Annotated in this window: 17 protein-coding genes and 5 tRNA genes; all 22 read left to right on the top strand. The window is 31.2% G+C overall.

The window, feature by feature from the left end:
- Positions 1–395: 395 nt before the first annotated feature.
- The 22 genes from glmU to CPJCM30710_RS14335 all read left to right on the top strand — a co-directional run bounded on the left by glmU (position 396) and on the right by CPJCM30710_RS14335 (position 19,409).
- On the top strand, positions 396–1,763 hold the full coding sequence (gene glmU / locus CPJCM30710_RS14440; RefSeq protein ID WP_212904874.1) for a bifunctional UDP-N-acetylglucosamine diphosphorylase/glucosamine-1-phosphate N-acetyltransferase GlmU: 1,368 nt from the start codon (positions 396–398) through the stop codon (positions 1,761–1,763).
- A gap of 71 nt (positions 1,764–1,834) precedes the next feature.
- Positions 1,835–2,794 (top strand): ribose-phosphate diphosphokinase, encoded by a 960-nt coding sequence (locus tag CPJCM30710_RS14435; protein WP_212904873.1) that lies wholly within the window; start codon positions 1,835–1,837, stop codon positions 2,792–2,794.
- Between the two features lie 224 nt (positions 2,795–3,018).
- Positions 3,019–3,705, top strand: coding sequence for a response regulator transcription factor (locus tag CPJCM30710_RS14430; protein ID WP_212904872.1), 687 nt, complete (start codon positions 3,019–3,021; stop codon positions 3,703–3,705).
- Positions 3,706–5,127, top strand: coding sequence for a sensor histidine kinase (locus tag CPJCM30710_RS14425; RefSeq protein WP_212904871.1), 1,422 nt, complete (start codon positions 3,706–3,708; stop codon positions 5,125–5,127). It begins immediately after the preceding gene.
- A 36-nt stretch (positions 5,128–5,163) separates the two neighbouring features.
- Positions 5,164–6,345, top strand: coding sequence for a S1C family serine protease (locus CPJCM30710_RS14420; RefSeq protein WP_212904870.1), 1,182 nt, complete (start codon positions 5,164–5,166; stop codon positions 6,343–6,345).
- Positions 6,346–6,589: 244 nt separating this feature from the next.
- The gene (gene pth, locus CPJCM30710_RS14415) at positions 6,590–7,156 is read left to right on the top strand and encodes an aminoacyl-tRNA hydrolase (protein ID WP_212904869.1); all 567 of its coding nucleotides are present in this window, start codon (positions 6,590–6,592) and stop codon (positions 7,154–7,156) included.
- 95 nt (positions 7,157–7,251) lie between these two features.
- Positions 7,252–10,770 carry a transcription-repair coupling factor gene (gene mfd, locus CPJCM30710_RS14410; protein WP_212904868.1) on the top strand — a complete coding sequence of 1,173 codons (3,519 nt, stop codon included), beginning with the start codon at positions 7,252–7,254 and terminating at the stop codon, positions 10,768–10,770.
- Positions 10,771–10,872: 102 nt separating this feature from the next.
- Complete coding sequence (locus CPJCM30710_RS14405) at positions 10,873–11,868, top strand: peptidylprolyl isomerase (protein WP_212904867.1); 996 nt, start codon at positions 10,873–10,875, stop codon at positions 11,866–11,868.
- A gap of 186 nt (positions 11,869–12,054) precedes the next feature.
- Positions 12,055–12,627 (top strand): stage V sporulation protein T, encoded by a 573-nt coding sequence (gene spoVT / locus CPJCM30710_RS14400; RefSeq protein WP_212904866.1) that lies wholly within the window; start codon positions 12,055–12,057, stop codon positions 12,625–12,627.
- Between the two features lie 141 nt (positions 12,628–12,768).
- Entirely contained in the window at positions 12,769–14,310 is a 1,542-nt protein-coding gene (locus CPJCM30710_RS14395) for a putative polysaccharide biosynthesis protein (protein ID WP_212904865.1), read from the top strand.
- Positions 14,311–14,324: 14 nt separating this feature from the next.
- The gene (yabN, locus tag CPJCM30710_RS14390) at positions 14,325–15,779 is read left to right on the top strand and encodes a bifunctional methyltransferase/pyrophosphohydrolase YabN (RefSeq protein ID WP_212904864.1); all 1,455 of its coding nucleotides are present in this window, start codon (positions 14,325–14,327) and stop codon (positions 15,777–15,779) included.
- Between the two features lie 221 nt (positions 15,780–16,000).
- Positions 16,001–16,276, top strand: a complete 276-nt coding sequence (locus tag CPJCM30710_RS14385; protein WP_212904863.1) for an HU family DNA-binding protein — start codon at positions 16,001–16,003, stop codon at positions 16,274–16,276.
- A 65-nt stretch (positions 16,277–16,341) separates the two neighbouring features.
- Entirely contained in the window at positions 16,342–16,611 is a 270-nt protein-coding gene (locus CPJCM30710_RS14380) for an RNA-binding S4 domain-containing protein (protein WP_212904862.1), read from the top strand.
- A gap of 524 nt (positions 16,612–17,135) precedes the next feature.
- The gene (yabP, locus tag CPJCM30710_RS14375) at positions 17,136–17,429 is read left to right on the top strand and encodes a sporulation protein YabP (protein WP_212904861.1); all 294 of its coding nucleotides are present in this window, start codon (positions 17,136–17,138) and stop codon (positions 17,427–17,429) included.
- 8 nt (positions 17,430–17,437) lie between these two features.
- Complete coding sequence (yabQ, locus tag CPJCM30710_RS14370) at positions 17,438–17,827, top strand: spore cortex biosynthesis protein YabQ (RefSeq protein ID WP_212904860.1); 390 nt, start codon at positions 17,438–17,440, stop codon at positions 17,825–17,827.
- A gap of 91 nt (positions 17,828–17,918) precedes the next feature.
- Positions 17,919–18,215: an FtsB family cell division protein gene (locus CPJCM30710_RS14365; RefSeq protein WP_212904859.1), complete on the top strand. Its 297-nt coding sequence runs from the start codon at positions 17,919–17,921 to the stop codon at positions 18,213–18,215.
- A 56-nt stretch (positions 18,216–18,271) separates the two neighbouring features.
- Positions 18,272–18,679, top strand: a complete 408-nt coding sequence (locus CPJCM30710_RS14360) for a S1 domain-containing RNA-binding protein (RefSeq protein ID WP_212904858.1) — start codon at positions 18,272–18,274, stop codon at positions 18,677–18,679.
- A 275-nt stretch (positions 18,680–18,954) separates the two neighbouring features.
- Positions 18,955–19,043 (top strand) — tRNA-Leu (locus tag CPJCM30710_RS14355).
- A gap of 9 nt (positions 19,044–19,052) precedes the next feature.
- Positions 19,053–19,128 (top strand) — tRNA-Met (locus tag CPJCM30710_RS14350).
- 8 nt (positions 19,129–19,136) lie between these two features.
- Positions 19,137–19,213, top strand: a tRNA-Met gene (locus CPJCM30710_RS14345).
- A gap of 22 nt (positions 19,214–19,235) precedes the next feature.
- Positions 19,236–19,324, top strand: a tRNA-Leu gene (locus CPJCM30710_RS14340).
- 9 nt (positions 19,325–19,333) lie between these two features.
- Positions 19,334–19,409 (top strand) — tRNA-Met (locus CPJCM30710_RS14335).
- The last annotated feature ends 353 nt before the right edge of the window (positions 19,410–19,762 follow it).

The following is a 19,762-nucleotide window of genomic DNA, read 5'->3' as shown; positions in this document are numbered from 1 at the left end:
CTTTCTCGTATCATTTGAATAACTCCTATGAAATAAAATTCTATACTTTTAATTTTACTTCATAATTCAGTAAAAACAAAGACTGCTGACACTTTGTCAGCAGTCTGAATAAAAGGAAGTTTTACTTCCTTTTATTTTTTTTGTCTTAAATTACAAAAAAGTCTACGACAAGTTTGATATAATCTACACTATTGTATATTTTCGTGTAAAATGTGATAAAATCCATTAAATTTTATCAAAAATGTATAAATTAAATTTTATTATGGAATGTATAACTTATAAGGTTGCAATACTTTTTTATATAAAATATAATATAATAGGTATAAATATGTCGGTTTGTTTTATAACGAATTTAATTATTTTATAAATGAATGCTTTGCACAAGAGGTGATTTTATGAATAAGTGTGCACTAATTTTGGCTGCAGGCCAAGGAAAGAGAATAAAATCAAACCTTCCAAAAGTTTTACATAAGGTTTGTGGAAAAGAAATGGTAAACCATGTTATAGACACTATGAGAGTCGCAGGACTAGATGAAGTAAATGTGATAGTAGGAAAAGGGGCTGACTTAGTAAGAGAAGGCACAAAGGATAGAAACGTTTCCTATTCACTTCAAGAGGAACAACTAGGAACAGGTCATGCTGTTAAATGTGCTAAAGAATTTTTAAGTGGTAAAAAAGGTGTTATAGCAATATTCACTGGGGATGCACCTCTTATTACTGCAGATACAGTAAAAGATGTTATAGAAACACATATTAAAGAAAACAATGGAGCTACACTTTTAACATCAATCATAGATAATCCAACAGGGTATGGAAGAATAATAAGAAAAGACAATCAAGTAGAAAAAATAGTAGAACATAAAGATTGTAATGAGCAAGAGTTAAAAGTAAATGAGATAAATGCGGGTATGTATTGTTTTGACATAGAACTTTTATTAAGCTCTCTAGAAAAACTTTCGAATAATAATGCTCAAGGTGAATATTATTTAACTGATGTAATAGGTATATTAAAGAGCGAAGGAAAGAAAATAGGTGCAATGGTAACTGAGTTTGAGGAAACAATAGGAGTTAACTCAAGAGTAGAACTTGCTATTGCTGAAAACATATTAAAAGAGAGAATTAATAAAAAACATATGGAAAATGGTATAACAATCATTGACCCTTCAAACACTTATATAGGGGCAGATGTTGAGATTGGTCAGGATACCATAATATACCCAGGGAATATTCTTGAAGGAAATACAAAGATAGGAGAAAACTGTGTGTTGTATCCTAATTCAAGGATAGCTAATAGTACTATAGGTAATGAAGTAGAAATACAAAGTTCAGTTATTCTAGATAGTCAAGTGGGAGATGAAACTACTGTAGGACCATTTGCGTATATAAGACCTGAAAGTAATATTGGTAAAAAGGTTAGGATAGGTGATTTTGTAGAAATTAAAAAATCTACAATTGGTGATGACACTAAGGTTTCACATTTAACTTACATTGGAGATGCAAAGGTAGGAAGTGGATGTAACTTTGGGTGTGGAACAGTAGTAGTTAATTATGATGGAAAGAATAAACATAAGACGATAGTTGGTAACAATGCTTTTATAGGATGTAATACAAACTTAGTATCACCTGTAGAAGTTAAAGATAATAGTTACATTGCTGCTGGCTCAACAATAACTAAGGATGTACCAGAAGGTAATCTTGCTATAGCTAGAGCAAAACAGACAAATATAGAAGGATGGGTAGAAAAAAAATCATCAAAGAAATAGTGGGGTTATAAAAAAGAGAGAGGTAGGGCTTAACCAATATTTTGTTAAAGGTTTAAGGAGGTCTTCAAATTATGATATCCCATGGAAGAAATATTAAAATATTTACTGGAAACTCACATCCAGAATTAGCTCGTGAAATTGCTGAAATATTAGGCGTTTCAATGGGGGATTGTCAAGTAGGAACTTTTAGTGATGGAGAAATATCAGTAAATATTAATGAAACTGTTAGAGGTACTGATGTATTCGTGGTTCAATCAACAAGCGCACCTGTTAATAATAACCTTATGGAGCTACTTATAATGATTGACGCATTTAAGAGAGCTTCAGCAGGAAGAATTACGGCAGTTATACCGTATTATGGTTATGCAAGACAAGATAGAAAAGCAAAATCAAGAGACCCAATCACTGCAAAGTTAGTTGCTGATATTTTAACAGCAGCTGGGGCTGATAGAGTTCTTACTATGGATTTACACGCTGCACAAATTCAAGGATACTTCAATATACCAGTTGATCATTTATTGGGTTCCCCAATTCTTGCTAAGTATTTCTTAGAAAAGGGATTAGGAGATAGAGATGATGTAGTTGTTGTTTCACCAGATCTTGGTAGCGTAACAAGAGCAAGAAAGTTTGCAGATAGGCTACATGCTCCAATAGCAATTATTGATAAGAGAAGACCAAAGGCTAATGTTTCAGAGATAATGAACATAATTGGAGAAGTAGAAGGTAAAATATGTATACTTATAGATGATATGATAGACACTGCTGGAACTATCACTAATGCAGCAAATGCTCTAAAGGACTTAGGTGCTAAGAATGTTTATGCATGCTGCACACATGGTGTTCTTTCAGGTCCGGCTTTCGAAAGAATAAACAATTCATCTATGGAAGAATTAGTAATGTTAAACACAATAGCTCTTCCAAAGAGAGATGATCTTAAAAAGTTTAAATCTCTTTCAGTAGCACCACTTATTGCAGAAGCAATAAATAGAATTTATGACGATCAACCAATAAGTAAGTTATTTGAAGGATAAGAGTTTAGAGAACTAGGGTAACCATAAGGTTGCCTTGATTCTTTATTTTCTGTCATTTCATGAAGTGAAGTTTGACTCAAGCTAAGTAGGCTCGCTATGCCTACTTAGCTTTATTTTTACTTATATAACTTTTATAAATATTTTGTAACTTTTTTGAAAACCTATATAAATAGGAAGGAGAAGTGTGATAAATTTATTATATATAATAGATGAGGAGTGTTAGTATGGATGGAATATTAGGAAGAATTCTCATTGTTGATGATGATGAAAATATATGTGAGGTAATAAAGATGTACCTTGAAAGCGCAAATTATGAAACAAGAGTTGTGCATAATGGAAAGGCGGCAGAAGATGTTTTTGTGGAGTATAAGCCAGATCTAGTGTTGCTAGATATAATGTTACCGCATATAGATGGGATAGATGTTTTAAAGTGGATTAGAAAGGAATATGAAACCCCAGTTATTATGCTTACAGCAAAAGGAGAAACCTTTGATAAGGTATTAGCTCTAGAACTTGGTGCAGACGATTATGTAGTTAAACCTTTTGAACCCAAAGAAATGATTGCAAGAGTAAAAGCAGTTATGAGAAGATACAATGTAGATTCTTCAAGTAAAGAAACAATTTATCATTCAGATCTTGTAATAGATGCAAACTCCTATAATGTTGTTTATAGAGGATCTGAAATAAAGATGCCACCTAAGGAGTTTGAACTTTTGTATTATTTAGCAAGTAATAGAAATAGAGTTTTTACAAGAGAACAATTATTATGTGAAGTATGGGGATACGACTATCCAGGTGATTCTAGAACTGTTGATGTTCACATTAAGAGACTTAGAGAAAAACTTTCAGGAGGTTCAAATTGGCAACTTGAAACAGTATGGGGTGTAGGTTATAAGTTTGAGGTGAAATAGATGAGAAAAAGTAGTTTGGTTGCTAAACTTTTAGGAACTTTTACTATAATTATTGGAATAAGTTTTATTATAACGGCAACAGTACTTTCTTTTTGGTTTCAGGACTATCATTTTCAACAGAGAAAAGATCAGCTTGATAGTGAAGGGAAATTTATAGCTACAGCAGCCATCTCTCATCTAAATCAACAAAAAGAAGATACCTTAGATGAGCTGTTAGGTTTAATGAATTTTGTTAGCAAATCTATGAATGCAGATATTTTAGTTACAGATTATAGAGGCATAGTTTATGCCGTAACTAATTCTCAAGATAGTGATTTGATATTTACGAAGTTGGATATAACTGCAATGGATTTACTACAAAAGGGGCAGCCTGTTGAAGAAAGAAATGTAAAAAACAAGTCGTCGGGAAGGACTGAATATATCTATTATAAGCCAATGTTTTTGGGTAACCAATTTAGTGGAGTTATTATAATGGTGACACCTTTAAGTCAAATTAAAGAGCCGTTGAAGAAAGTATATACAATAATATGGCTTTCAGCAATACTTGCACTTATATTATCTAGTATAGTAATATACTACTTTTCTGAGAAAATTCTCATAAACCCACTAGGTAAAATTAATGTAGCTGCTAAAAGGATTGCAAAAGGTGAAGTTGAAAATCGTGTTTACATAAATTCAAATGATGAAATTGGGGAATTGGCAAAGTCATTTAATATAATGGCAGATTCTCTTGAGGAAGTGGAGAAAAATAGAAGAGAATTTATTTCAAATGTTTCTCATGAACTTCGCTCACCGATAACCTCAATAAAAGGATTTATAGCAGGAATTTTGGATGGAATAATTCCCAAAGATAAAGAAAATTATTATTTAACTATTGCCTATGATGAAATTCAGAGGTTAGCTAGGTTAGTAAATGATCTTTTAGATTTATCAGCTATGGAAGCTGGAAAGTTAAAACTTAATATTTCAAAAATAGATGTAAATGAGATATTAAAGCATTGCGTGATAAATTCTGAACATAAAATTAAAACGAAAAAGCTTAAAGTTGATGTAGTTTTAGAAGGTGACAATCTTTATGCTTTAGGTGATAGAGATAGGCTCATTCAGGTGATAACAAATCTTATTGATAATGCAATAAAGTATTGTAATGAAAATGGTAATTTAAAAGTAATTACAAAATCTAGAGGTAGTAAGGTGCTAGTTAGCGTATATAATGATGGTCCAGGAATACCAGAGATAGAGATGAAATATATTTGGGATAGATTCTATAAATCGGATAAATCAAGGACTAACAAGATAAGTACTGGATTGGGATTACCTATTGTAAGACATATATTAAATCTTCATGGAGAAGATATTTGGGTTGAAAATAAAACTGTTGATTTTGGTGTGACATTTACTTTTACTTTAAAGAAAATTTGATATGTTATATTTTTATGCTAGCATAGGAGGTGCTGCATGGAGAATGAAGATAAGGTTATGCGATTCTCTGTTAAAAGAAATAAGAGGGAGATTTGTAGTGAGGAAGGGGTAATTAGGTTTAAGCAAAATAAAACAAAATCTAACCTAAAATCACTTACTAAAGTTATAACTTTAGTATTAGTTGCTTCAATCACGGGAGCAATAGGAGGAGCATATATTGTTGAAAAAAGATATGGGATAAATCTTAAGGATAATAATCGAACCATATTTCAAATAGTAAATAACAGAAGTAGTTTTATGAACAGTAGTGAAGGTTCTTTTACTACATCAATAGAAGGTGTAGCACCGTCTATTGTTAGTATAAGTAATAAAGAAGAAAACTTTAAGGAAAATAGGGGTATTAATTGCAGTGGAGTAATAATGAGACCTAATGGATATATAGTGACTAGTTCTAGTGCTATTGCAAACTATGAAAAAATTATAGTTAAACTATCACAAATTGGTTCTAAGCCTATTCAGGCCAAACTTATAGGATCTGATCCTATTTCAGATATAGCTGTTTTAAAAATTAATGCTAGTAATCTACCTTCTGCAAAAATTGCTGAAGCAAATAAAGTAAGTGAGGGAGATGTAGTTATTACTGTAGGAAATTCCACTGCTGATGATTACGTAGGTTTTGTTACGATGGGAATTGTTACATCAACAAATAGAAAAATACAAGTAGGGAAAGGATATTCTGCAGATAAAACCACTTTTAAAGTTATTCAAACTGATGCTTTAATAAATCGTGAGAATACAGGTGGTGTACTTATAAATAGTTATGGTGAGGTTATAGGTATTAATAGTGAGGAATTATCAAAAAAATATTCATCAGATGGATTAAGTCTTGTTTTGGAAGTTCATGATTTGAAAAATATTATGAATTCTATAATAAGTTGTGGAGAAGTTAAAAGAATAGCATTAGGTTTTAATGGAGCAACTTTAGGTAAAGGTGCTGAAGGTGTATATGTTCAAACTATAACTCCTAATGGTAGTGCTGCAATGGCTGGAATGAAACCTACTGATATTATAGTGGAGATGGATGGAAAAAAGATAAAGAATTTAGATGACATAATTTCTATAGTTGGGTCCCATAAGGTAGGAGATAGAATCACCTGTAAGGTGCTAAGGACAGGTACTGCTCAGGAATTGACAATAACTCTTGTTGAGAATAAATAAACGTAATATTATTATGTTATATATTTTGGTGTACAAATAATAAAAGTATAATATTATAGAAAAGCGTGCATTCTACAAAATATAAGGTAGAAAATGCATGCTTTTATTTACAAGTGTACTTGCAGAAGGGATAATAAGAAATAAAGGTTTATTTTAAAGGGACTCTAAAAAGTCTCTTTATTATTGCTTTAATGTATTATAATATTAAATATATTGTTTAGTTTTTTTAGAATGGAGGCATATTATGTTTTTGATCGTAGGACTAGGGAATCCGGGAAGTGAGTATGTAGGAACAAGACATAACATAGGTTTTGATGTTGTAGATTACTTGGCAGATAAGTATAATATTGAGATAAATAGGATAAAATTTAAAGGTGTATACGGTGAAGGCTTTATAGCTAATGAAAAAGTGATTCTTTTAAAGCCTACTACATATATGAATCTTAGTGGAGAAAGTATAAGAGAGATTGTTAACTTCTATAAGTTAGATAACGAACAGGTAATAGTAATATATGATGATATAAGTTTAGAAGTAGGAAGGTTAAGAATAAGAAATCAAGGAAGTGCCGGGGGGCATAATGGTATAAAAAGTATTATAGCAAATTTAAATTCAGATACATTCCCTAGAGTAAAAGTAGGAGTGGGACAACCTAAACATGATTTAGTATCTCATGTGTTAGGAAAATTTTCAGGTGACGAGAGAAGCATCTTACAAAGAACTGTTCCAGCTGCTGTTGAAGCTATAGAAACTATTATAAGGGAAGATGTAAAGGAATCAATGAATAAATATAATAACTTTAAATATGAATAAAACTGAATAGGTATAGAACTTATTCAGTTTTAATCAGGTTTCACTTTGTGAAATGACAGCAAATAAAACAAGTGTTAATGAACGGTGGTGTTAGCATGAGATTAAAAGGGCTTATGGCTCCATTGATGGAATGTGAAGAATTTGGAGAAGTATTATCTAATATTGAAATGAATAAATTTCCTATAAGCATATGTGGGCTAGGAGACTCTGGCAGGAATTACTTAATTGATGGGGTTTTTGAGAAAGTAGATAAGTCAATAGTAGTTGTTACTCATAGTGATATAGAAGCTCGTAATTTTTATGAAGATTTATCTTTTTATACAACAGATGTTTACTATTTCCCTTCAAAGGAAGTGGTGTTCTATAATATTGATGCTATTTCGGGAGATTTAAGATGGGCAAGACTTAAAGTTATCAAGGAGATTCTTGATAATAGCAAAAAGAAGATTATAGTAACTTCTATTGAATCCTTTGCATCCTACTATACTCCTATGGAACTCTATAAAAATCATAGATTCTCCTTAAGTGTAAGAGATGAAATTGATTTTAAAGATTTTGCAAAAAAGCTTGTAGAGTGTGGATATGAAAGAATGGATATAGTAGATGGTAAAGGTCAATTTTCTGTGAGAGGAGGGATATTAGATATATATCCTCCTGATTCATCCATACCATTTAGAGTAGAGCTTTTCGGGGATGAAATTGATTCTATAAGAACCTTTAATGTGAAGACACAAAGAAGTGTAGAAAAGGTGGAAAAGATAGATATTTTTCCTGCAAAAGAAATAATATTAGATGAAGAAAGCATAAATGAAGCAGTTGAAAAGATAAAAGATGAGTTAAGTAATTTTATAAAGTTGAGAGATAGAAGTGAGAAAGATATTATAGACAAGATAACTTCTGTTGTTAAGTCTAATTTAGAAAATCTTAAGGAAACTTGGAGTTTTGAAACTATAGATAGTTATCTGCCATTTTTCTTTAAAAAGCCTTCAGACTTATTTCAGTATTTTAAAGATTATATAATCATAATGGATGATTCTCAAAGATGCAAAGGAAAGTTGGATAGTGTTATCTTTGAATTTGAAGAAAATTATGCTGCCTTTCTTGAAAGAGGCGATATCTTACCTTCACAAGGAAACTTGATTATGAATAGGGAGAGAATTATAGAAAATTTTAATACAAGTAATATAATAACTCTTAATCCATTTGCAAATGCTACTGATTTTTTAAAACCACTTTCTGTATGTACCTTTTCACAGTTAACCATACATAACTATCATGGACAGTTAGATTTGCTTATAGAAGATATTAGAGAGAAAAAGAGTAAGGGATATAAAACATTAATACTGTCAGGAACAAGACCTAGGGGAGAAAGATTAGTTGATACTTTAATGGAAAGAGGAATAGAAAGTATCTATAAAGATGTAGTTGGAGAAATTCAATTAGGTGAAGTTATTATAACCTTTGGAAATCAGTTGAAGGGCTATGAGTATCCAGAATTAAAAGTATGTGTTATTTCTGATAAGGAATTTTTTGGAGAGACTAAAAGAAAAACTAGTAAAAAACCTTCTAAGCAAAAGGGTGTTGCAAAGATAAAAAGCTTTGCAGAACTTAAGCTTGGAGATTATGTGGTACATGTAAATCATGGTATAGGTGTTTATAAGGGAATAAAGCAGATAGAGGTTGAAGGGCATAAGAGAGACTACCTTGATATTGAGTATGAAAAGGGAGATAAGCTCTATGTTCCAGTTGACCAACTTGATCTTGTACAAAAATATATAGGAAGTGAAGGGAAATCACCTAAGATTAATAAACTAGGTGGTAGTGAGTGGCAGAAAGCTAAGGCAAAGGCTAGGAAATCGATAAATGAAATTGCAGAGGATTTGGTTAAACTTTATGCTGCTAGATCTACATTAAAGGGACACAAGTTTTCAAAGGATACGGAATGGCAGAGGCAGTTTGAGGATGAATTTTCTTATGAAGAGACACCTGATCAATTAACTTCATTAGAAGAGATAAAAAAAGATATGGAATCTGATAAAGCAATGGATAGGCTTCTATGTGGAGATGTAGGTTATGGTAAGACTGAAGTTGCATTAAGAGCTGCTTTTAAATCTGTAATGGATGGAATGCAGGTAGCATTTTTAGTTCCGACTACTATATTAGCAGAACAGCATTATAATAACATGAAAAAGAGATTTTCAGATTTTCCTATAAAAATAGATATGATATCGAGATTTAGAACTGCTAAGCAGCAGAAAGAAACACTTCAGGCTGTGAAGGAAGGAAATGTAGATATTCTTATAGGAACCCATAGACTTGTTTCTAAGGATATTCAATTTAAAGATTTAGGACTATTAATTGTTGATGAAGAGCAGAGATTCGGTGTAGCTCAAAAGGAAAGGATAAAAAACTTAAAGAAAAATTTAGATGTTCTTACTCTAAGTGCTACCCCTATACCAAGAACTCTACATATGTCTTTAACAGGTGTAAGAGATATTTCGGTTATAGAAACACCTCCAGAGGAAAGGTATCCAATTCAAACCTATGTAGTGGAACAAAATGATCAGCTTCTGAGGGATGCTGTATTGAGAGAAATAAATAGAAATGGTCAGGTTTACTTTGTATACAATAGGGTAGATGACATCCATAACATGGGTGATTATTTAAGAAACTTGATACCAGAAAGCAGGGTAACTATAGCGCATGGACAGATGACTGAACGTCAACTTGAAAATGAAATGATGGCATTCATGAATCATGAATATGATGTTCTTCTTTGTACAACAATTATAGAAACTGGTATTGATATACCTAATGTAAATACTATGATTGTTTATGATGCAGATAAGATGGGACTTTCGCAGCTTTATCAACTTAGAGGAAGAGTTGGCAGAAGTAATAAAATAGCTTATGCTTATTTTATATACAAAAAAGATAAGATTTTAACTGAAGTAGCAGAAAAGAGATTGAAAGCATTAAAGGATTTTACAGAACTTGGCTCAGGTTTTAAAATAGCGATGAGAGACCTAGAGATAAGAGGCGCAGGTAATATGATGGGTTCTGCTCAGCATGGTCATATGGCTTCAATAGGATATGATTTATATTGCAGAATGCTTGAGGATACTATAAAGCTTATTAAGGGAGAAATTGAACAAGAGCCAGTGGAGACATCTATTGATATAAAAGTAGATGCGTATATTTCTTCTGAGTATATTGAAGATGAGCTTCAAAAGATTGAAATCTATAAGAAGATTGCAGCTATAGAAAATCTTGAAGACTATATGGATATTAAGGATGAACTTGAAGACAGGTATTCAGATATACCGCAGCCAGTATATAATCTAATGGATATAGCTTATATAAAGAGTAGAGGGAGAATTCTTGGAATTGAGGATATAAAAGAAAGAGGTAGTGAGGTTACGTTTGAATTCCAAAGTAGAGAGAGAGTTAAACAAAATTTATTTAAAGAGCTTTTAGAAAAACATAAGAATAATATCATTATAAAGTTAGGTGATAAACCTGCTTTTGTATATAAACTTAAGGATATAAAGAAAGTGGATATGCTTGGAGTATTTAAACAGCTTTTAGATAGTTTAATAAAAATTAATAATTAATAGTTGTAAATTGAAATTACACATATTAACTGATATACTAATTTTATCTCTAAAGATTGAGAAGAATAGAAATAATATAAATAGAGAAGTGAGGGATTAAATTTGAGAAACATAAAGAGATTACTTACAATTACTTTAGTTGGTGTTTTAGGATTTTCACTAGCTGGATGTAACATGATTCAAAAAACGCCTGAAGCTATACAAAAAACTGTTGTTGCAAAGGTAGGTAGTGAGAAGATTACGTTAGGTCAAGTGGATGATAGAATGAAATCAATTATTGAACAATTAAAACAACAATATGGAGAAGATTTATCAAAGAATAAAGATGCTAAGGATACCCTTACTGAACAGAGAAAACAATATTTAGATGGGATGGTAACAGAAAAGGTATTTTTAAAGAAAGCTGAGGAGCTAAAACTTGTTCCAGGTAAAGATGAACTTGATAAAGAAGTAAGTAAGAAATTTGATGATATTAAAAAGGTTTATCAAAATGATGATCAGTTTAATGAAGCTTTAAAAAGTGCAAACTTTACAACGGAGTCTTTAAAGAGTTATTTAGCTGAGCAAGTTAAGATTCAAAAGGTAATGGATTATATATTTAAAGATATAAAAGTAACTGATGCAGATATAGAAAAGTATTATAATGAAAATAAAGCTCAATTCACTCAGCAACCAGGAGCACAGCTTGGACATATACTTGTTAAAACTGAAGATGAAGCTAAAAAAATACAGGATGAATTAAACAAGGGAGCAAAGTTTGAAGATTTAGCTGCAAAGTATGGTACTGATGGTACTAAGGATAAGGGTGGAGATTTAGGTTTTATATCCTATGATGATCAAAACTATGATAAGGATTTTATGGCTGCTGCTAAAAATTTAAAAGAGGGAGAAATCTCTGGACCGGTTAAAAGTCAGTTTGGATGGCATATTATAAAGGCTACAAATGTTCAAAAGGAAGCAAAAACAAAATCACTTGAAGAGGTTAAGGATCAAGTCAAGGAGACATTGGAAAATAATGCTAGAGATGCAGCGTATAAAAAGAATCTTGATGAATGGAAAAAGGAATTAAAGGTTGAAACATACGAGAATAAACTTTAAAGAAGTGCTTAAGCCAACTTGGCTTAAGCATTTTTTTGTTTTCTCTGTCATTATTGGATTTAGTTTATAGTAGAAGATAATTATAACCAATCAGTGTATAAAATTTCTATTCTGAAAAATACTATTAATGTAAGCTTAGTGCAAGCAATTAAGGAGTGAAGGCAATTAAGGAGGGAATGAATACTAATGAAAGCTACAGGTATAGTAAGACGTATTGATGACTTAGGTAGAGTAGTTATTCCAAAAGAAATTAGAAGAACATTAAGAATAAGAGAAGGTGATCCTTTAGAAATATTTACTGACAGAGAGGGTGGAGTAATACTAAAGAAATATTCCCCTATAGGTGAGCTAACAGACTTCTCAAAGGAATATGCAGAAAGTCTGCAACAAGCAATTGGACATATTGTTTTAATTGCTGATAAGGATGCTTTCATTTCAGTAAGTGGAGCTTCAAAGAAGGATTTTATAGAAAAGAAGATAAGTAATGAGCTTGAAAAGATAATGGAAGAAAGAAAAACAATGTGCTTAGGTGCAAGTACAGCTACAGCTACAGCTACAGGTAAGGTTGTTCCTTTGTATAATGATGACACAGCAGATGACAAATACGCATGTCAAGTTATTTCTCCTATAATAGCTGAAGGAGATGCAATAGGAGCTGTTATTATACTTTCTAAGCAAGCTGGTGAAAAATTTAGTGATTTAGAAATTAAGCTTGCAGAAACAGCAGCTGCATTTTTAGGAAAACAAATGGAACAATAACTTACTAGTACTCGCATATCAAAACATTTAAATTATTAACAATTTTTCTAAACTCTATTCATTTAAAAGCATTTATTTGTAATAATACCTCCAAATTTACAATAAAGATTAAATAGTTATTATGTAATTTGGAGGTATTGTATGAAAAAACAATCATTGATAAAGGGCAGTTTGGTACTGGGTATTTCTGGTATTTTCACAAGATTCTTAGGTATATTTTTTAGATGGCCTTTAATTATGTTAATAGGAGATGAAGGGTTGGGATATTATCAAATGACCTATCCCCTATACATGTTTTTCGTAGCTGTTGCTTCAGGAATACCAGTTGCTGTATCTAAAATGGTTTCGGAGAGTAATGCAGTTGGAGATATAGAAAGTTCTTTTGAAGTTCTAAAGGAATCGATGATATTAATGCTCTTTCTTGGGACAGGCATGACACTCTTTTTATTTTTCGGAGCTGAAACTATAATAGATGCTCTTAGATGGGATCCTAAATCATATTACTCAATTCTCGGAGTAGCTTTAGCACCACTTTTAATATCGGTTATGACAGCATTTAGAGGGTTTTTTCAAGGACTTCAGAATATGAATCCTTCTGCTATTTCTCAAATAGTAGAGCAGATAGGAAGAGTCGTTGTTGGTGTTGGACTAGCTTTTATTCTTCTTCCATATGGAATAGAATACTCAGCAGGTGGTGCAGCTTTTGGTGCAGCTGTAGGAGGAATAATTGGAGGAATATACTTATGGTTTAAATATATTAATTTGAAAAGAAGCTGGGGAATAAAGAAAATTAAATCAAGTGAAAAGATTATGAGTGAACTTATAAGAATATCTATACCTATATCTTTAGGGTGTGCTGTGAGTACTGTAGCAAGTCTTATAGATTCAATTCTAGTACCGCAAAAGCTTCTACAATCAGGTTTTGATTATAAGCAGGCTACCGTACTTTATGCTCAACTTACAGGGAAAGCTTCAGTACTTGTAAATATACCACTAACTCTTTCTCTAGCATTAAGCACCTCATTAATACCAATAGTTGCAGAAAACTATATACTAAAGAATATGAACGAAGTGAAAGATAAAGTAGATATAGCTATGAAACTATCAATGGTAATTGCTATTCCTTGCTTTCTAGGATTGTTTTTCATGGCAGAGCCAGTAATGAGGTTGATATTTCCTGGAAGACATGAAGGTTATGAAATATTAAAATATTTGTCTGTTTCAATACCTTTTATTATATTAACTCAAACTACTACATCCATTCTTCAAGGGACGGGATTTTTTGCCATACCAGTTATAAATTTATTGATAGGATGTTTCGTAAAGATAATATTAACAATATATTTAATACCTGTGCAATGGCTTAATATATATGGTGCTGTTATAGCATCTATATTAGCTTATTTGGTTTCTTCAATTTTAAATATTGTTTATATGAAGTATGAACTTAAAGTTTCAATAAATTATTTTCAAGCTATAATAAAACCATCTATGGCAGCACTTGTAATGATAGTAGCGGTACTTGGAATATATATAAAAGCATTCCATGTATTTCACAGTAATGCTTTATCTAGCTTGATTTCTATATTTTTCGGTATTATTATATATGTATTACTTATAGTAATTTTTGGAGTGTTTAAGTATCAATATATAATGAGCAAAATTCTTAAAAGATATAGATAAAAGGAGAGAATCCAATGATCAAAATAGTAGGATTAGGCCCAGGGGCAATAGATGCCCTTACACTAGGTGGACTAAGAGCTTTAAAAAATTGTCAGAAGGTTTATCTAAGAACTGAAAAGCATCCAACTGTAGAGTATTTAAAAGAAGAGGGAATAAGTTTTGAGACTTATGATTATGTTTATGAAAAGGCAGATAGTTTTGATGAAGTTTATCAAACTATAGCTACCAATTTAATTGAAAAAATAGACTTAAATAGTACAATGGTATATGCTGTGCCAGGGCATCCGCTTGTAGCAGAAAAATCAGTATTTAATCTTATAAAACTCTGTGAGCAAAAAGGTATAGAATATGAGGTGCTCCCAGCTGTAAGTTTTATAGATGCTATTATGGAGAGACTAAAGATTGATCCAGTGGAAGGTATAAAAGTTATTGACGCTTTTGATATGAATCATCAAGTTTTAGATAAAAGAATTGGAACTATAGTAACTCAGGTATACAATCCATTTATTGCTTCGGAAGTAAAATTAAAACTTCAGGAATATTATAACGATGATACGGAAATATATTTTGTAAGAGCAGCAGGAATAAAAGGACTTGAAAGCATAAGAAAAATTCCTTTATATGAGTTGGATATGCAGGAAGATATTGATTATTTAACATCAGTATATATTCCGAAGGATCTAAATAATAAAAAGGATTTTTATGACTTAATAAATATTATAGAAACCTTAAGAGGAGAAGATGGCTGTCCTTGGGATAGAGAACAGACTCATGAGAGTCTAAAAAAGGCATTAGTGGAGGAAAGCTATGAAGTATTAGATGCTATTGAGAATGAAGATGATGCTGCTCTTATAGAGGAGCTTGGAGATGTACTTCTTCAAGTAGTATTTCATGGATCAATAGGAAAAGAAGATGGGTATTTTGATATTGGAGATATTATAGAAGGCATATGTAATAAGATGATAGAAAGACATCCTCATGTATTTGGCGAAGGCGTTGCAAAGACTTCAGGAGAAGTGGTAGTTAAGTGGGAAGAGATAAAGAAGAAAGAAAAGGGTTTTGTAACTGTAACAGAGGAACTTGAAGGTATAGCTAAGAATCTTCCAGCGTTAATGAGAGCAGCAAAAGTTCAAAGTAAAGCTAAAAAGGTAGGATTTGACTGGGATAGGGTAGAAGAAGCTATGAAGAAGGTAGAAGAAGAACTTCAAGAGATAAGAGAGGTATATAATGGGGAAAATAAGGTAAGAATAGTAGAAGAAGTAGGGGACTTATTATTTGCCTGCGTTAATGTAGCTAGGTTTTTAGACGTAGAAGGAGAATTAGCGCTAAATGCTACTTCTGACAAGTTTATAAGAAGATTTTCTTATATAGAAAAGGAAGCTGAAAAAAAAGGAATTCAATTAACAGAGATGACACTAGAAGAAATGGATAAATTGTGGAACTGTGCAAAAAATGCTGAAAAAAAATAGTTGCAGAGAAGGAAATTTCCTTTTTATGCAGAATAATAAGAATATATATACTTTAAAGTAATGAGCATTACCGTATTATAATATTTGGCTAAAAAGGGTTATTTCTATAGACTAGATAAAAAAGTGGATATATAATATGATAATGTAAGTTATAGTACATTTAGGAATTTATGTGGTACTATAAAACTATACTAACATGTGGTTATAAGGAGGATGTAAAAGTGAATAAAGCAGAATTAATTTCAAGTATGGCTGAAAAAAGTAAGTTAACAAAGAAAGATGCAGAAGTTGCATTAAAGGCTTTCATGGAAAGTGTTCAAGAAGCTCTTGAAAATGGAGAAAAAGTTCAATTGGTTGGATTTGGTACTTTTGAAACTAGAGAAAGAGCTGCTAGAGAAGGAAGAAATCCAAGAACTAAAGAAACTATTCAAATACCAGCTTCAAAGGTTCCAGTATTCAAAGCTGGTAAAGAATTTAAGGAAAAAGTTAATAAGTAATTGATAAAATTGCTATAGAACCCGAAATCTCTCGGGTTCTTTTACAAATTTAAAGGAGATTAACAATGAGATTAGATAAATACCTAAAGGTTTCTAGAATAATAAAAAGAAGAACAGTTGCTAAGGAAGCGTGTGAAGGTGGGCGGGTTTCTATAAATGGAAAAGTAGCAAAACCTTCTTCAGATATTAAAGAAGGAGATATTATAGAAATTGCTTTTGCTAAAAAAATTCTTAAGGCAAGAATAATAAACATTGCTGAACATGTAAAGAAAGAAGATGCTAAAGCAATGTACGAAATACTTGAAGGTGAAGAAGATAATGGTGAAGAAGTATAGCCTCTTTGATTGATATATCAAAGAGGCTTTTTACTTGTTGTCATTTTATGAAGTGAAATTTGACTCAATCTATAGATATACAACTTCATAACTTAATTTATAATTCATGATATAGAAGTTCATATTGAATTAAGAATTTTAGGAAAAATATTGAATGCCGAGACTATTTCCTAAAGTTCGTTAATGATTGAACTTATATATCCTAGAAAAGGCATTGAATGTGGAGGCTATTTTCATGAATTGTTTAAGGATTGAAGTTGTGTATTCTTAGTAGGCTCGGTGCCTACTTCGATTTATTTTCTGTGATTTTAATCTGAAATCTTACTAAAATTGAATAGACTGATGCTATTCAGTTTTACTTAAGTGTGTTTTGGGAAGGTTTTGATATTAGCAATTAATTGGAGATACGTAAATATAGTTTCTAGTACAGTTATATTTATTTAATAATGTAAAGATTATTAGAATTGAATATATAAAAAATAGCTGTCATATATTTTATTATAACAACATATGGGAGGAATAATATGGAGAATAAGAAGGAGTTAAGGGTTCAAGAAAAAAAGAGTAACCTTGTACTTGATAGTAGGAAAAAGTTAACTTTAACTGGTGTTATAGAAGTTTTAAGTTTTGATGAGGCAAAAATATTATTAAATACATGTCTTGGAATGTTAACTATTAAAGGAGAAGGCCTAAAAATGAATAAACTTGATGTTCAGAATGGGGATGTAATTATAGTTGGGCATATAGCTTCTATTGTATATACAGGTAACGAGGTTAAGAAAAATAAGGAGAGTATCTTAGTGAGATTATTTAAGTAGGTGAGGGGATGTTATTACCATTATCAATACAGTTTAGAATAGTAATATACAGTATAATATCAGGAATTTTGACGGGGATATTGTTTGACCTATATAGAGTTATAAGAGGAATTAATACACCCCAATTTATACAATTAATAGAAGATTTTTTGTTTTGGATATTATGCGGTATTGTGATATTTATTTTTTTACTGTATGTAAATTATGCATTTTTAGGTCCATATGTATATGTATTTTTAGTTTTAGGGATTCTTTTATACTTAAGGTTTGTAAGTGTTTTTTTTCAAAGAACTGAACAAAAAATTAGATTAGGGATATTTAAATTTATAAGAATATTTTTGAAAAATTTAATATATGGATTGAAGGTTATTTTTATTGGGAATAAAGATAATAAATAATTGGATAAAAAATTTACTTGAATAAAGATACAATAGTTATTAAAATAAGATTAGAAATGAATTTTAATGGAAATGAAAAAAGGGGTTCATTATGAGAAAAACAATTACCCTTAAGAACATTGTTATAGTTATTTTAATTTCAATTTTTTGTTTTAGTTTTGTTAGACAACAATTAACAATGAGAAAGATTGAAATTCAGATTAATGAAAGCCAAGAAGAGTTAGAAAAAATAAAGCAAAATAATGAAAAGCTTAAAGAAGAAGTAGATCTGTCAAAAACAGATTCTTATATTGAGAAAATGGCTAGAGAAAGATTAGGAATGATTAAGCCAGGTGAAAAAAAAGTTCAACTAAATGGAAATACTAATGATTCAAGCACAAATAAATAGGTTATTATTTAAATAACATATATATTTAATTATTTTTAAGGAGGAGTCTTTTTAACATGACCTTAATGGCAGGAAACATATTAGAAGGAACAGTAGTTAACATCACAAACTTTGGGGCATTTGTTGAAGTGGAAGGAAAGACAGGTCTAGTTCATATTTCTGAAGTTGCAGATTCTTTTGTTAAAGATATCAGACAACATCTTAAAGAACAAGATAAGGTAAAAGTAAAAGTAATCTCAATTGATGACAATGGGAAGATAAGTCTTTCAATTAAGCAAGCAAATATTCAAAGAAAGTCAGCAAAACCAGCAGAAATAGATTGGAATGCTGAAAAGAGAAAGTCATCTTCACATAACTTTGAAGATATAATGTCAAAGTTTTTAAAAGATAGTGAAGAAAGGCTTGCAGACGTAAAGAAAAATCAAGATTTTAAGGCTAGAGGTAGCAAGAAGAATTTTGGCTAAAATTAGTTAATTTATCATACAGTTCGGATAGTAAATCTATCCGAACTTTAGTTTAAATTAAATTAGTATTTAGAGATTAATGGGTTAAGTTTTTAGTCTGTTTTAAAAAGCAGGGGTAACTTCTAATTCATCTCTTACAGAGCTTAAACTGGTATATTATCATAGAAAAATAATTTTATAAAAAATATCATAAAATTATTTTGCGAAAAGTGTTGACAGTATTATTAACATGCCTTATAATAAAACTTGTCGCTGAGAGGCGGCTAAGAAAAAATGCTGGAGTGGCGGAACTGGCAGACGCACAGGACTTAAAATCCTGCGGTGCTAAAACACCGTACCGGTTCGATTCCGGTCTCCAGCACCAATACAATATCGCGGGGTGGAGCAGTTGGTAGCTCGTCGGGCTCATAACCCGAAGGTCGTAGGTTCAAGTCCTGCCCCCGCAACCATATAATGTGGCGGAATAGCTCAGCTGGCTAGAGCATTCGGTTCATACCCGAAGTGTCGTAGGTTCAAGTCCTATTTCCGCTACCATTTTACTAAAAATTATTTTTACGCTGGAGTGGCGGAACTGGCAGACGCACAGGACTTAAAATCCTGCGGTGCTAAAACACCGTACCGGTTCGATTCCGGTCTCCAGCACCAATATAATATCGCGGGGTGGAGCAGTTGGTAGCTCGTCGGGCTCATAACCCGAAGGTCGTAGGTTCAAGTCCTGCCCCCGCAACCATACGTTGACAAGAGTGAAAAGATTACATATCTTTTCACTCTGTTTTATTTTGTGATTAATTATATATTTAATTTGTAATTATTAACTTGATAATATTTATAGTATAAGGAGTTATGACATAAAAGTAATTAATTTATATTATTCCTAAAAAATATCACTATAAATTTTCACAAATTCACTTATAGCGACAAATAAGTATTTCTTTTATGTATTAGAATTATCTAGTTAAAATAATATATTTTAATTAAATAGCAAAAATACTATTTAATTAAGATAAGGAAAAGGGAAGTTATCTTCTTTTTGGTCTATTCTGTAAAAAAAGAAAAATAGATATTGTTGTCCTACGAAAGTTT

Source organism: Clostridium polyendosporum, from assembly GCF_018332455.1.
Taxonomy (GTDB): domain Bacteria; phylum Bacillota; class Clostridia; order Clostridiales; family Clostridiaceae; genus Clostridium_AY; species Clostridium_AY polyendosporum.
Note: the sequence above shows the minus strand (reverse complement) of the source record. Positions and strands in the feature narration are given on the sequence as shown.